This is a genomic window from Mesobacterium pallidum (genome assembly GCF_019966535.1).
Taxonomy (GTDB): Bacteria; Pseudomonadota; Alphaproteobacteria; order Rhodobacterales; family Rhodobacteraceae; genus Mesobacterium; species Mesobacterium pallidum.
Window position 1 is genome coordinate 41198 of record NZ_JAIMID010000001.1, and the last position, 12738, is coordinate 53935.

A 12738-nucleotide genomic window follows, 5' to 3' on the forward strand; every position below is an offset into this window, starting at 1 on the left:
AAGATCACGGGAGTGGACAGGCGCGGGGCCATGTGGTCGAACGGCTTGAACCTCACGGGACCGGGACAATGGCGCGGATCGCAATTCTGGGGAATACGGCGGGCGGCAAGTCCACCCTAGCCCGGCACCTGGCCAAGGTCCGCGATCTGCCGCATGTCGAGATCGACGACCTCTATTGGCGGCCCGACTGGACCGTCGCGCCGCAGGATCTTTACCAAAGGGATCATGACGCCGCCCTCGCCGGGCCCGAATGGATCATCGACGGCGGAGGAGACCTGCCGTCGATCCGCAAGCGGGCGCAGCGCGCGACCGACCTGATCTTGCTGGATCTCCCGCTCTGGGTCCATTTCTGGCGCGCGGCCGAGCGGCAGATGGCCTGGGCCAACGGCACGCTCGAGCATCCGCCCGGTGGCGGGCAGGACGTGCCGCCGACGGGGCGGCTGTTCGAGATAATGTGGGACATGGACCGGGAGTGGATGCCGATCCTGCGCGATCTTTGCGACGCGCAGGAGGCGCGCGGCAAGGCCGTGGTGCGGCTGACATCGCTGGACGCTCTCGACAAGTTCTATCGCGACGCCTAGCGGCGCATGGTGCAGCCTTGGCCCTTTATGCGCGACCGCCCCACGCCCGGGATCCCGGGCGGGCGCTGCTCAGATCGCCGTCGAATGCCCCGCCTTGGACAGGTCGTAGGCGTCGAACTCGCGCGCGATCATGCGGGCGAGGGGGCGCGCCTCGTCGGGGATTTCGAGGCCGAGGCCGGTCAGCCGCACCGCCTCTCCAAACCGGCCGGCGATGTCGCAGAAGACCTGCTCGACGCATGCCGAGCTGACGCCCGTCTCGGCCATCAGCCGCGCCCGGTCGATGGCGAAATCGCACATCAGCATCTCGATGGCCCGGCCGCGCCAGATGTCCTCGGCCGTGAAGGCATGGCCGCGCGCGGTGGAAAACTGCCCTTCGCGGATCGCCTTCTGATGCGCCGAGGTGGCGGGCGCGTTCTGCGCGTAGCCCTGCGGGAAGCGCGAGATCGACGAGGCGCCGACGCCGATCAGCACCTCGGCCGTGTCGTCGGTGTAGCCCTGGAAGTTGCGCCGCAGCGTGCCGGCCCTGGCCGCCTGCGCCATGCTGTCCGAGGGGAGGGCGAAATGGTCGATGCCGATCTCGTCATAGCCGTCCCAGGCGAAAAGCTTGCGCGCGGTCTCGAACAGCTCGAGCCGTTCCTCGGGCGTCGGCAGCGCGTCCGACGGGATCATCTGCTGCCGCTTGGCCATCCACGGCACATGCGCATAGCCATAGAGGGCCACGCGGTCGGGCGACAGCGACAGCAGCTGCTGCACGCTTTCGGTGAGCCGGGCCTGGTCCTGGTGCGGCAGGCCAAAGAGGATGTCGGCGTTGAGGCTGGCGATGCCGCGCGCGCGGATCATGTCCACCGCGTCGCGGGTGATCTCGTAGCCCTGGATGCGGCCGATGACCTCCTGGATCTTCGGGTCGAAATCCTGCACCCCGATCGAGGCGCGGGTCATCCCCGCCTCGGCCAGCGCGTCAAGCCGCTTTGGGTCGATCTCGTTCGGGTCGATCTCGACCGAGAACTCTCCGCCCTCGGCCAGCGGCGCCACGTCGAAGATCGCCGCCGCCAGCTCGCGCATCATGTCCGGCTGCAACAGCGTCGGCGTGCCGCCGCCCCAGTGCAGCCGGCTCAGCGTCACGCCCCCGGGCAGGGTGCGTGCCAGCATGCGCAATTCGGCCCGAAGCACCTCGAGATAGGCGGCGACGGGCGAATCGGTTTTCGTGCCCTGCGTGCGGCAGGCACAGAACCAGCACAGCCTCCGGCAGAAGGGCACGTGCACGTAAAGAGAGATCCGGGCCCCCTGGGGCACGGCCTTGATCCAGCTTTCAAAGCGGTCCGGCCCGAAATCGGCGGCGAAGTGCGGCGCCGTCGGGTAGGAGGTGTAGCGTGGGACCTTCGCGTCAAAGAGTCCGAGCCGTGCGAGTTGTGTTCGTGTCTGCATGGGCTTAGATTTAACGGGACAGGATTGGAACACGCCTTGACCCAGATCAATCAGAAGACCGCCCCGAAGGTGAGTCATTCGGTAAGCCAGAACTGCGGAGACTGCCCGATCCGGCATCGGGCCGTCTGCGCTCGCTGCGAAACCGATGAACTCGCCCGGCTGGACGAGATCAAATACTACCGCAAGTTCGAGGCGGGCCAGACCGTGGTCTGGTCGGGCGATGCGATGGATTTCGTTGGCTCGGTCGTGTCGGGCATCGCCACGCTGACCCAGACGATGGAGGACGGCCGCACACAGATGGTCGGCCTGCTGCTGCCCAGCGATTTCGTCGGCCGCCCGGGGCGCGACGGGGCCGCCTATGACGTGGTGGCCACGACGGACCTGGTAATGTGCTGCTTCCGCAAGAAGCCGTTCGAGAACATGATGATCACCACGCCCCATATCGCGCAGCGCCTGCTCGAGATGACGCTGGACGAGCTCGACGCGGCGCGGGAATGGATGCTGGTTCTGGGCCGCAAGACGGCGCGGGAAAAGATCGCCTCGCTGCTGGCGATCATCGCCCGGCGCGACGCGACACTGCACAAGCGCGGCACCGGCGGCCCGCTGGAGTTCGACCTGCCGCTCACGCGCGAGGCGATGGCCGATTACCTGGGCCTGACGCTCGAGACGGTCAGCCGGCAGATCAACGCGCTGAAACGGGACGGGGTGATCGTGCTCGAGGGCAAGCGCCACTTTGCCATTCCCGACCTCGGCCGCCTGCTGGAAGAGGCGGGCGACGATGCCGATGGCGGCATGCTGAGCTGACACCGGCGGACAGGATTTCCGACACGGCCCCGGCGCATCCCGCTGGGGCCGTTTGTGTCTGTGCGGAAACTTATCCGAATGGCTATGTTTTTGCGTGACTCGGCGCGCGCGCCCTGTTACTTATCCATATGGATAACAATCTGAACGCCTTCTTTGCCGCCCTGTCGGACCCGACCCGCCGCGCGGTGATCGAGCGGCTGACCCAAGGCCCCGCGCCTGTGAGCGAATTGCACGGGGGCCATGACATGGCGCTGCCGTCTTTCCTCAAGCATCTCGGCAAGCTCGAGGCGGCGGGGCTGGTGCGCAGCGAAAAGACCGGCCGTGTCCGCACGGTCCACCTCGAAGCCGCGCCGCTGGCCGCGGCCGAGCATTGGCTGCACCGCCAGCACCGGCTGTGGGAAAGGCGGCTCGATCGTCTCACGGCGCTCGCCGAAACCCTTGAAAAGGAAAGTGACCATGCCCGATTTCAAGACCCTGACGCTTGACCGCAGCATCGCCTGCACGCCCGAGCGGCTGTTCCAGGTCATGACCGACCGCGACCTCCGCGCGGTCTGGAGCGCGCCGGATGACGACAGCGTCGTCATCATCGACGAGTTCGACTGCCGCCCCGGCGGGCGCGAGGTCACCCGCTGCGGGCCCAAGGAGGCGCCGGAGTTCGGCACCATCGGCCAGTTCCACGTGGTCAGCCCAGAGTTCCTGTGCTTTTCCGAAACGCTGATCATCGGGGGCGAGACGCTGTCGATCTCGCTCTGCTCACACGAGATTGCCGCCAGCGGCACCGGCTGCACCCTGCGCGCCACGCTGCAGATCACCAGCCTCGCCGGACCCGAGATGTTCGACGATTACGGCGCGGGCTGGGGCGCGGCGCTGGACAAGCTGGCCACGCTTGCGGGCGAGGCGGCGACCGCGTGAAAACGGCGCCCCCGCGCAAACGGGGGCGCCGCAAAAGGTCCGTCAATGGCGCTTAATGCGCCATGAAGATCGGCACCGGGCTCTTTTCAAGCATGTCGCGCGTCGCCCCGCCCAGCAGCGCCTCGCGGAAGCGGGAATGGCCGTAGCCGCCCATCACCAGCATCTCGGCATCGGTGTCGGTGGCCTGGCGCATCAGGATGTCCGAGACGCGCGGCATGGTCTTGGACAGCACGTCGATTTCCACCGTCACGCCATGGCGGGCGAGGAATTGCGACAGCTGGCCACCGGGGTCCGAGCGGTTGGGGCCATGCACCGGCGGGTCGACGATGATCACGTTCACGAGGTCGGCCCGCATCAGCATCGGCAGGGCGGCGCGCACGGTGCTCATCGCCTCGTTGCTTTCGTCCCAGCCGATCATGATCCGCTTGGGGTTGATGACGGGCGCATGGCCGTCCGGCATGACGAGGATCGGCGCGCGGCCCTCGAACAGGATCCCTTCGGCGATGCCTTCGCATTCCGCGCCGCGGTCCTTGCCATAGGGCATGGGCATCACGGTCACGTCGGCAAAGCGGGCCCGCATCCCGACCGAACGGCCGATGTCGGCCAACTGCGCCACGCCGGTGTCGATACCCCAGCGGGCCTCGGAATTGGCCATGCGCTTGCGCATCCTGTCCTCGAGCTCGGTCGCCTCGGCGGCGGCGCGGGTCACGGTTTCCTGCAGCACCATGGCATTGGCACCGGCGTAGTAATACCCGGTCTGGGTCCGGTCCACGCCGAGACAGAACAGGTCGAGATGGCCATCCATGGCGGTGGCCAGTGCCTCGGCCTGGGCCAGGGCCGTGTCGACCGGGGATCCGTCGGTCACGACGGTCAGGATTGATTTCATCATGGCTTTCGCCTCCCTTGCAGCGTCAAAATCGCGCATTTGGTGCATCGTCACCGAATCTTTGCGCCATTCCCTGATACTATCGGCAAAAAACACGGCTGCCTTGACGCGGGTCAAAAAGGGCAGGCCGGGACATTGACGCAGATCAAGGCATTTCGGGTCGCTGCAGCGCAGTAAACAGCCATGCGAACGTTCGGCTGGCAGTGCGATTCTGCCGGACCGAGGAACGAAGGGACGAAAAATGTCGAATATAATCAAGCTGATCGTGCTTGGTGCCATTACGCTTTTCGCGATGATGGGCATCAATTTCGCGCGCGATCTGGCGTACCAGGTCCACGCGGCCCTGGTCATGCTGATCGCGGGCGGTCTGTTTATCTGGACCCTGCGCAAGGTGGGAGAGCCGGTTCCGGCGAATCCGCACCCGCAGGACGAATACCTTGACGGCGTCGTGCGCGCCGGGGTGATCGCCACCGCGGGCTGGGGCGTCGTGGGCTTCCTGGCGGGGACGTTCATCGCGTTCCAGCTGGCTTTCCCGGTGCTCAACTTCGAATGGGCGCAGGGCTTTCTCAACTTTGGCCGGCTGCGGCCGCTGCACACCTCGGCGGTGATCTTTGCCTTTGGCGGCAACGCCCTGATCGCGTCCTCGTTCTACGTGGTCCAGCGCACCAGCGCCGCGCGGCTCTGGGGCGGCAACCTGGCGTGGTTCGTGTTCTGGGGCTACCAGATCGTCATCGTCCTCGCGGCCACCGGCTACCTGCTGGGCTCGACCCACGCCAAGGAATACGCCGAGCCGGAATGGTACGTCGACTGGTGGCTGACCATCGTCTGGCTTGCCTATCTCGCCGTGTTCCTCGGCACGATCATCAAGCGCAAGGAACCCCACATCTACGTGGCCAACTGGTTCTACCTGAGCTTCATCGTGACCGTCGCCATGCTGCACGTGTTCAACAACCTTGCCATCCCGGTGTCGATCTGGGGCTCGAAATCCGTTCAGGTCTTTTCGGGCGTGCAGGACGCGATGACGCAATGGTGGTACGGCCACAACGCCGTGGGCTTCTTCCTGACCGCCGGTTTCCTCGGGATGATGTACTACTTCGTTCCCAAGCAGGCGGAACGCCCGGTGTTCAGCTACAAGCTGTCGATCATCCACTTCTGGGCGCTGATCTTCCTGTATATCTGGGCCGGTCCGCACCACCTGCATTACACGGCACTGCCCGACTGGGCCTCGACCCTGGGCATGGTGTTCTCGATCATCCTGTGGATGCCGTCCTGGGGTGGCATGATCAACGGCCTGATGACGCTGTCGGGCGCCTGGGACAAGCTGCGCACCGATCCGATCATCCGCATGATGGTCATCGCCATCGGCTTCTACGGCATGTCCACCTTCGAAGGCCCGATGATGTCGATCCGCGCGGTCAACTCGCTGTCGCATTACACCGACTGGACCATCGGTCACGTCCATTCCGGCGCGCTTGGCTGGAACGGCATGATCACCTTCGGCGCGCTCTACTTCCTGACGCCGCGCCTGTGGAACCGCGAACGGCTCTATTCGCTCAGCCTCGTCAGCTGGCACTTCTGGCTCGCCACCATCGGCATCGTGCTTTACGCCGCGTCGATGTGGGTCACGGGCATCATGGAAGGCCTGATGTGGCGTGAAGTCGACGCCAACGGCTTCCTCGTGAACTCGTTCGCCGACACCGTGGCCGCCAAGTTCCCGATGTACGTGGTTCGTGCCCTCGGTGGTGTGCTCTACGTCACGGGCGGGGTGATCATGTGCTACAACCTGTGGATGACCGTCCGCCGCAGCCCGGCCGTCGAGGCCTCTGCCGCCGCCGCTCACGCCACGCCGGCCGAATAAGGAGGGCCGTGACAAATGGGTATTCTCGACAAACACAAGATCCTCGAGACCAACGCGACTCTCCTGCTGATCTTCAGCTTCCTGGTCGTGACCATCGGCGGGCTGGTGCAGATCGTGCCGCTCTTCTACCTCGAGAATACGATCGAGGACGTGGAGGGGATGCGTCCCTACACCCCGCTTGAGCTGGCAGGGCGCGAAATCTACCTGCGCGAGGGCTGCTATGTCTGCCACAGCCAGATGATCCGCCCCATGCGGGACGAGGTCGAACGCTATGGCCATTACTCGCTGGCCGCGGAGTCGAAGTACGACCACCCATTCCAGTGGGGCTCCAAGCGGACCGGGCCGGACCTGGCCCGGGTGGGCGGGCGCTATTCGGATGAATGGCACGTCGATCACCTGACCGATCCGCAATCGGTCGTGCCGGAATCGGTCATGCCCAAGTACGGGTACCTGTCGAACCGGCTGCTGGAGGGCGAGCACATCGGCGACCTGATGCGCACCAATGCCTTCGTCGGCGTGCCATATTCCGAGGATATGCTGGCCTCGGCCAGTGCCGACTTCCTCGCCCAGGGCGACCCGGATTCGGCGGGCTACGACGACCTGCAGGAGCGGTACTCGGTGGCCTTCGGTGCGCCCGAGATCAACATCCGCAACTTCGACGGTCAGCCCGGTGTTTCCGAAATGGACGCCCTGGTGGCCTACCTGCAGATGCTGGGCACGCTGGTCGACTTCTCGACCTTCACGCCCGACGCAAGCCGGTAAGGGGGACGCGATATGGAAAACTATTCCCTGCTTCGCCAATTCGCGGACAGCTGGGCGCTGCTTGCCCTGTTCGTCTTCTTCATCGGCGTAATCGCCTGGGTTTTCCGGCCCGGCAGCACCAAGACCTACCGTGACGTGGCCGATATCCCGTTCCGTCACGACGACAAGCCGGCAGCGCAGGAGGCGCGGCAGCAATGAGCAAGCAACCGCAAAAGAAAGAGGTCGAGACGACCGGCCACTCCTGGGACGGGATCGAGGAATACAACAACCCGCTTCCGCGCTGGTGGCTGTATACCTTCTACCTCTGCATCATCTGGGGCATCGGCTACACCATCGCCTACCCGGCCTGGCCGGGGATCAAGGGCGCGACGGCCGGTGTGCTGGGCTGGTCCACGCGCCAGAACGTCGAACAGGCGCTGATCGACGCCGAGGCCGCGAATGCCGGAATCAACGAACAGCTCGTGGCGGCCGAGATCACCGCGATCCCGGGCGACCCGGCGCTGAACGAATATGCCGTGCGCGCCGGTGGCGCCGTGTTCCGCACCTGGTGCGCCCAGTGCCACGGGTCCGGTGCGGCCGGGGCCAAGGGCTACCCGAACCTGCTGGACAACGACTGGCTCTGGGGCGGTGACATGGAGTCGATCCATTACACCGTCAGCCACGGCATCCGGAAAGAGGACGACCCCGACGCCCGCTATTCGCAGATGCCCGCCTTTGGCCGAGACGAATTGCTCGAGGATGCGCAGATCGAGCAGGTGGTGAATTTCGTCATGTCTCTGACCGGCACGCCGAACGACAGCGCGATGGTGGCCGAGGGCGAGACGGTGTACCTCGACAACTGCGCGGCCTGCCACGGCGAGGACGGCGGCGGTGACCGGACGCAGGGCGCGCCCGCGCTGAACGACGCGATCTGGCTTTACGGCGGCGACTACGCCTCGCTGATGGAGACGGTGAACAACGCCCGTTTCGGCGTGATGCCCCCCTGGAACGGCCGCCTGAGCGAGGCCGAGATCCGCGCGGTTTCGGCCTATGTCCACCAGCTGGGCGGCGGCGAGGCCCCGGTGACCGAGTAACGCGCGATCCCGAATCGGCACAGCAAGCGGCGGGTCTTACGGCTCGCCGTTTCGCGTTTGGGTGGTCGGATCGCCTGCCTGATGCGATGCTCGCCGCCGATCGTCCGCAGTCTGGCCGCATCCCGAGTCTGCCTTTTCACACAGGGCCTTGGCGGCAGAGTCGGCGCAGCGAAAGGGCCGGCCGGGCCGTAGCGCAAAAGTTTACGTTAGGTCAATTGCCGCCGCTCTGTCATGCTTGGCCTGCGCCGGGGGGACGCACATCGGCAAGCTGACTGCGCAAGGGATGCCCGCCCCGTTTTGGCGTGTATGTGTTTCACAGGAGCAAGCCATGCCATCCATGCATATCGTCGATGCAAGCCCCAATCCCTACACCTCGGTGACCCGGGAATTGACGCAGGCCTTCGCACAGGAGGCAGAGGCGCTTGATCCCGCGCTTTCGGTCACCCGGCGCGACCTCGGGACCAACCCGCCGCCACATCTTGATATCGGCACCATCGGCGCCTTCTTCACGCCGCCGGATCAGCTCACCCCGGACCAGGTGCAGATGTCGGCCCTGTCGATGGACCTGATCGGCGAATTCCTTGGCGCCGACCTCGTGGTTTTCGGCGTGCCGATGCACAATTTCGGCATGCCCTCGGGCTTCAAGGCCTATGTCGACCATGTCGTGCGCCCCGGCCTGACCTTCCAGCTGACCGAAACCGGCCCGCGCGGGCTGGTCGAGGACAAGCGGCTGATCGTCGTGACCGCGCGCGGGGGCTACTATGTCTCGGACGAGATGCGGGCGCTCGACAACCAGGAAAGCTATATCCGCGCGATCTTCGGGTTCATCGGGATCGACGACATCCTTTTCGTGAATTGCGAAGGCTGCGACATCGACCCCGAGGCGCGGCAGGCGGCGATCACCAGTTCAAAGACGCGGCTGTCCGAGGTCGCGCAGCAGCTCGCGGCCTGATCTGCTGCCCGTTGCACGGGTCTGCCCTTTGGTCACGCTTTCGTGCGGCTGCGACGGAACGGTTGCAGACGCGCGTTGGGTGAAAAAAGGAGATCGCAATGACCGACCACACCGACGACCACGACCTTGGTTTTGCCCATGACCTGCCGCGCCTCCTGGGCCGCCGGCGCCTGCTGGCCCTGGGCGGCGCGGCACTGGTGATGACGCCCGGGATGGCCTCGGCCGCCTGCGTCGCCACCCCGCGCGAGACCGCCGGGCCGTTCCCCGCCGATGGCACCAACCGCCTGCGCGGCGCGAGCGACGTGGTGAACGTGCTGACGCAAGAGGGCGTGATCCGCCGTGACCTGCGCCCCAGTTTCAACGGCCTCGCACCGGTCGCCGCGGGCACGCGGCTTGACCTGCGCATGACGCTGGTTTCGGTAGGGGATGTCTGCACCCCTCTGGCTGGCCGCGCGGTCTATGCCTGGCATTGCGACGGGGTGGGGCGCTATTCGCTCTACGACGATCCCGACCGCAACTACCTGCGCGGGGTGGGGATTTCCGATGCCGAGGGGAACGTCGATTTCACCACGATCTTCCCCGGCTGCTACCCGTCGCGCTGGCCGCATATCCATTTCGAGGTGTGGGACAGCGCCGAAGAGGCCGTCTCGGGCCGCGCCGCGCGGCTGACGTCCCAGTTGGCCCTGCCCGAAGCGCAATCCGCCGCCGTCTATGCCGCCGACACCGACGCCTATGCCGGGGCGACGCGGAACCTCGCGCGGAACGATTTCGACCGCGACGGCATCTTCCGCGACAACAGCGCGGCCGAGAAGGCCCAGCAGATGGTGGCGCTGACCGGCGATCCGGCCGCGGGCTACAGCGGCACGGTGACGGTCGGCCTGGCCTGAGAAAATAATGCGCGCGGCCACCGGAAATTGACCCAGATCAAGGAGAATCATCCGCGCGGGGCGCAAAGTGAGATCACCTTGTACGGGTCAATCCTGCAAGCGGCGCCGATGCCTCGTCCTGTTCGCGCGTTTCCTGGGGCATCGGCGCCAAATCACTTTCCCCGACCATGATGGCGATCTTCCGGCAGCCCAAGGGGCTGGCCGGTGTGCCCGGCCCAGCGTCCACCGCGCCATGGCCAACGGGTCGTCGCACGGCCGCTGATGCGGGCATGGGGCAGGTAGACCTCGGGCTCCATCATTTGCGCATCCGCCGGATCTCGTCGGGAAGGCGCCGGTCCTCATGCCAGTAGGCGGGGGCGTTCCAGCGGTCGTTGCGGGTGGCGATGCGGAAGCTGCGGCCAAATATTCCTAACATGTCGTGTTCCTTTCGTGGCTGATGGGATCACCATGCGCGCGGATGGGCGTTCATGCGACTCTGGAATTCTGAGCCTATGTAAGCTAGGCTTAACTCATGGACTGGTCTGCCTTCCCCCCGCTTTCCGCCCTGCGCGCCTTTTCCGCCTATGCCGCGACCGGCTCGGTGGCCAAGGCGGGGGCGGCGCTGAACGTCAGCCACGCGGCGATCTCGCAGCAGATGCGCAACCTCGAGGATCACATGGGCCTGGCCCTGCTGGATCGCAGTGGCCGGATGCTGCGCCTGACCGACGAAGGGGCGGAACTGGCGCTGGCCTGCGAGGACGGCTTTGGCGCCATTTCGCGCGCGGTCGAAAGCCTGACCGGGCGCGGCGCGGACCGACCGCTGCAGATCTCGGCCACGCCCAGTTTCGCGGCCAACTGGCTGATGCCGCGCCTGGCCGAGTTCCGCGCCCTGCATCCGGGCGTCAGCCTGATGATCGACCCCACGGCCGAGGTCAAACCCCTGACCCCCGGCGGCATCGACCTGGCGCTGCGCTACGGCAACGGAGATTGGCCGGGGCTCGACGCGCAGCTCATCGTCCGCTCGCCCATCGTGGTGGTGGCCGCGCCGGGCCTGGTCGGGGACCGGCAGATCGACGGGCCAGAGGACCTGCGCAGCTTCCACTGGCTGCAAGAGCTGGGCACCAACGAGGCCACCGCCTGGCTCGCCGGCCACGGGGTTGAACATGACCGCTCGCAGGGGATGACCGCACTGCCCGGCAACCTGATGCTCGAGGCGGCTCGGATGGGGCAGGGGGTCGCCATCACCGCCCGGGTCTTTGCCGAGGCCGACGTGGCGGCGGGTCGGCTGATCGAGCTGTTCCACGACATCCAGCGCAAGGGCTATTTTGCCGTGACGCGCCCCGGGGTGCAGCGCCCGACCCTGCGCGCCTTCCTGCGCTGGCTCCGGCGCCATGCCGAGGCTGACGATGACGTCGGTTAACCAAGATTAACGTGTATTGCGTTGCAAAAACACAATTCATGCGGGAATTTCGACAGTTTTTCGAGAATTTGCCAAGTTTGTGCCGCATATTCCGAGATATTGTTGCGTATCTGTGAACAGTTTTCGGTAGTCAGTTTCATGGTACAGTTCACCTTTTCCCGTTACACGGTCTCGCCGCGGAGGGCGGGACTGCCCACGGATGTCGGCGCATCCGGCATTTACATGGGCCCCGCGGCGCCCGAGGGCGTCATGGTGCTCGAAGAGCCCCGGTTCCCCTACGACGATGACAGGCCGGCCGCGGACTGCGCCTGGATCCTGCGCGATGACCGGGCCGGCTGCACCCTGCGCGCGGCCCAGTTCACCGTGCAACAGGGCGGGCAGTGGTACAGGGTCCTTCTGTCCGACGCGCCGCTGCTGGGCGGCGCCGCCTATACCTGCCTGCACCGCGACCTGCGCCCCGGCCTGCGGCTGGCCGCGCCGCTGGCGCCGGCCTATGCCGGCCTGCCCAGCCTGGCCGAGGATTGCCAGGTCGAGACCGAGCAGGGCTTTCGCCCGGTCGGCGCCCTGCGCCCGGGCATGCGCCTGGTCACCCGGGACGGCCCGCCCGAGCCGCTGCGCTGGATCGGCCGGGCCGACATGTCCGGCACCGGCGGCCAGGCGCCCATGCGCCTTGCCACGGCAGCCCCGGGCGCCCGCCAAAGGATGCACCTGGGCCCGGCCCATGGCGTGCTGGTCGGCGGTCCCGCGCCGCGGATCCTGTTTGATGAACCCGAGGTGCTGTTACCCGCGCGTTTCCTGCCGGCCCCGGTCGCCCGGCAGGTGCCGACGCGGCGGGTGGCTTATCACCAGCTGATGTTCGACCGTCACGTCCTCGTGAACTGCGGCGGCATCTGGGTCGAAAGCTTCTACCCGGGCGGCGCCAGCCTTGCGGCATTGGGCCAGGCGGCCCGCACGCAGATCGCCCATGTCTTTCCGGCGTTGGCTAATGGCGAACGGCCCTATGGCGACGTGGTCCGCCACACCCTGACCGAGGAGGACGCGCGCCTGCTGGTCGAGATGGACACTGGCGGGCCCACGCCGGTCAAGGCCGGGCCGCAAGGCCCCCTGCGACAAGCTGCCTAGGGCAAACCTGCCGCTCAGATACAGATTTTGACATGAATCAATGTTACGGGTTGGGGGGACTGACAGAAGAGGCTCAG

General features: G+C 66.3%; 14 protein-coding genes. 12 read left to right on the forward strand and 2 right to left on the reverse strand.

The genetic code is table 11. The features are described from left to right. The first annotated feature begins 68 nt into the window (after positions 1–68). Entirely contained in the window at positions 69–581 is a 513-nt protein-coding gene (locus MF270_RS00180) for a P-loop NTPase family protein (RefSeq protein ID WP_238363827.1), read from the forward strand. Positions 582–650: 69 nt separating this feature from the next. On the opposite strand, the gene hemN is transcribed toward MF270_RS00180, so the two are convergent. After that, positions 651–2006, reverse strand: a complete 1356-nt coding sequence (gene hemN / locus MF270_RS00185) for an oxygen-independent coproporphyrinogen III oxidase (RefSeq protein WP_238363828.1) — start codon at positions 2004–2006, stop codon at positions 651–653. 36 nt (positions 2007–2042) lie between these two features. Here hemN and fnrL point away from each other — a divergent pair, with 36 nt between their 5' ends. From fnrL to MF270_RS00200, 3 genes are all read left to right on the forward strand, one after another. Next, positions 2043–2810, forward strand: a complete 768-nt coding sequence (gene fnrL / locus MF270_RS00190; protein ID WP_272490633.1) for a transcriptional regulator FnrL — start codon at positions 2043–2045, stop codon at positions 2808–2810. A gap of 128 nt (positions 2811–2938) precedes the next feature. Beyond that, positions 2939–3295 (forward strand): ArsR/SmtB family transcription factor, encoded by a 357-nt coding sequence (locus MF270_RS00195; RefSeq protein ID WP_238363829.1) that lies wholly within the window; start codon positions 2939–2941, stop codon positions 3293–3295. After that, positions 3267–3722, forward strand: a complete 456-nt coding sequence (locus tag MF270_RS00200; RefSeq protein ID WP_238363830.1) for an SRPBCC domain-containing protein — start codon at positions 3267–3269, stop codon at positions 3720–3722. The genes MF270_RS00195 and MF270_RS00200 overlap by 29 nt, the downstream gene beginning before the upstream one ends. 52 nt (positions 3723–3774) lie before the next feature. Here the strand turns inward: MF270_RS00200 and MF270_RS00205 are convergent, their stop codons facing one another. After that, on the reverse strand, positions 3775–4611 hold the full coding sequence (locus MF270_RS00205; RefSeq protein ID WP_238363831.1) for a universal stress protein: 837 nt from the start codon (positions 4609–4611) through the stop codon (positions 3775–3777). Between the two features lie 238 nt (positions 4612–4849). On the opposite strand from MF270_RS00205, the gene ccoN reads away from it, so the two are divergent. The 8 genes from ccoN (at position 4850) to MF270_RS00245 (ending at position 12661) form a co-directional block, all read left to right on the forward strand. Next, positions 4850–6466, forward strand: coding sequence for a cytochrome-c oxidase, cbb3-type subunit I (gene ccoN / locus MF270_RS00210; protein ID WP_238363832.1), 1617 nt, complete (start codon positions 4850–4852; stop codon positions 6464–6466). A 15-nt stretch (positions 6467–6481) separates the two neighbouring features. Continuing rightward, the gene (ccoO, locus tag MF270_RS00215) at positions 6482–7228 is read left to right on the forward strand and encodes a cytochrome-c oxidase, cbb3-type subunit II (RefSeq protein ID WP_238363833.1); all 747 of its coding nucleotides are present in this window, start codon (positions 6482–6484) and stop codon (positions 7226–7228) included. A gap of 12 nt (positions 7229–7240) precedes the next feature. Next, positions 7241–7426: a cbb3-type cytochrome oxidase subunit 3 gene (locus MF270_RS00220; protein WP_238363834.1), complete on the forward strand. Its 186-nt coding sequence runs from the start codon at positions 7241–7243 to the stop codon at positions 7424–7426. Then, positions 7423–8301, forward strand: a complete 879-nt coding sequence (gene ccoP / locus MF270_RS00225; RefSeq protein WP_238363835.1) for a cytochrome-c oxidase, cbb3-type subunit III — start codon at positions 7423–7425, stop codon at positions 8299–8301. Before MF270_RS00220 ends, ccoP begins: the two co-directional genes overlap by 4 nt. Positions 8302–8629: 328 nt before the next feature. Continuing rightward, positions 8630–9253 carry an FMN-dependent NADH-azoreductase gene (locus MF270_RS00230; protein ID WP_238363836.1) on the forward strand — a complete coding sequence of 208 codons (624 nt, stop codon included), beginning with the start codon at positions 8630–8632 and terminating at the stop codon, positions 9251–9253. 98 nt (positions 9254–9351) lie between these two features. Beyond that, positions 9352–10140, forward strand: a complete 789-nt coding sequence (locus tag MF270_RS00235) for a dioxygenase family protein (protein WP_238363837.1) — start codon at positions 9352–9354, stop codon at positions 10138–10140. A gap of 511 nt (positions 10141–10651) precedes the next feature. Continuing rightward, positions 10652–11539, forward strand: a complete 888-nt coding sequence (locus MF270_RS00240; RefSeq protein WP_238363838.1) for a LysR substrate-binding domain-containing protein — start codon at positions 10652–10654, stop codon at positions 11537–11539. Positions 11540–11677: 138 nt separating this feature from the next. Then, complete coding sequence (locus MF270_RS00245; RefSeq protein WP_238363839.1) at positions 11678–12661, forward strand: Hint domain-containing protein; 984 nt, start codon at positions 11678–11680, stop codon at positions 12659–12661. Positions 12662–12738 lie beyond the last annotated feature (77 nt).

What these genes read in the sequence shown, in the direction of transcription:
- MF270_RS00180 (WP_238363827.1), top strand. Translation starts at nt 69, where the DNA reads ATGGCGCGGATCGCAATTCTGGGGAATACGGCGGGCGGCAAGTCCACC.
- hemN (WP_238363828.1), bottom strand. Translation starts at nt 2,006, where the DNA reads ATGCAGACACGAACACAACTCGCACGGCTCGGACTCTTTGACGCGAAG.
- MF270_RS00195 (WP_238363829.1), top strand. Translation starts at nt 2,939, where the DNA reads ATGGATAACAATCTGAACGCCTTCTTTGCCGCCCTGTCGGACCCGACC.
- MF270_RS00200 (WP_238363830.1), top strand. Translation starts at nt 3,267, where the DNA reads ATGCCCGATTTCAAGACCCTGACGCTTGACCGCAGCATCGCCTGCACG.
- MF270_RS00205 (WP_238363831.1), bottom strand. Translation starts at nt 4,611, where the DNA reads ATGATGAAATCAATCCTGACCGTCGTGACCGACGGATCCCCGGTCGAC.
- ccoN (WP_238363832.1), top strand. Translation starts at nt 4,850, where the DNA reads ATGTCGAATATAATCAAGCTGATCGTGCTTGGTGCCATTACGCTTTTC.
- ccoO (WP_238363833.1), top strand. Translation starts at nt 6,482, where the DNA reads ATGGGTATTCTCGACAAACACAAGATCCTCGAGACCAACGCGACTCTC.
- MF270_RS00220 (WP_238363834.1), top strand. Translation starts at nt 7,241, where the DNA reads ATGGAAAACTATTCCCTGCTTCGCCAATTCGCGGACAGCTGGGCGCTG.
- ccoP (WP_238363835.1), top strand. Translation starts at nt 7,423, where the DNA reads ATGAGCAAGCAACCGCAAAAGAAAGAGGTCGAGACGACCGGCCACTCC.
- MF270_RS00230 (WP_238363836.1), top strand. Translation starts at nt 8,630, where the DNA reads ATGCCATCCATGCATATCGTCGATGCAAGCCCCAATCCCTACACCTCG.
- MF270_RS00235 (WP_238363837.1), top strand. Translation starts at nt 9,352, where the DNA reads ATGACCGACCACACCGACGACCACGACCTTGGTTTTGCCCATGACCTG.
- MF270_RS00240 (WP_238363838.1), top strand. Translation starts at nt 10,652, where the DNA reads ATGGACTGGTCTGCCTTCCCCCCGCTTTCCGCCCTGCGCGCCTTTTCC.
- MF270_RS00245 (WP_238363839.1), top strand. Translation starts at nt 11,678, where the DNA reads ATGGTACAGTTCACCTTTTCCCGTTACACGGTCTCGCCGCGGAGGGCG.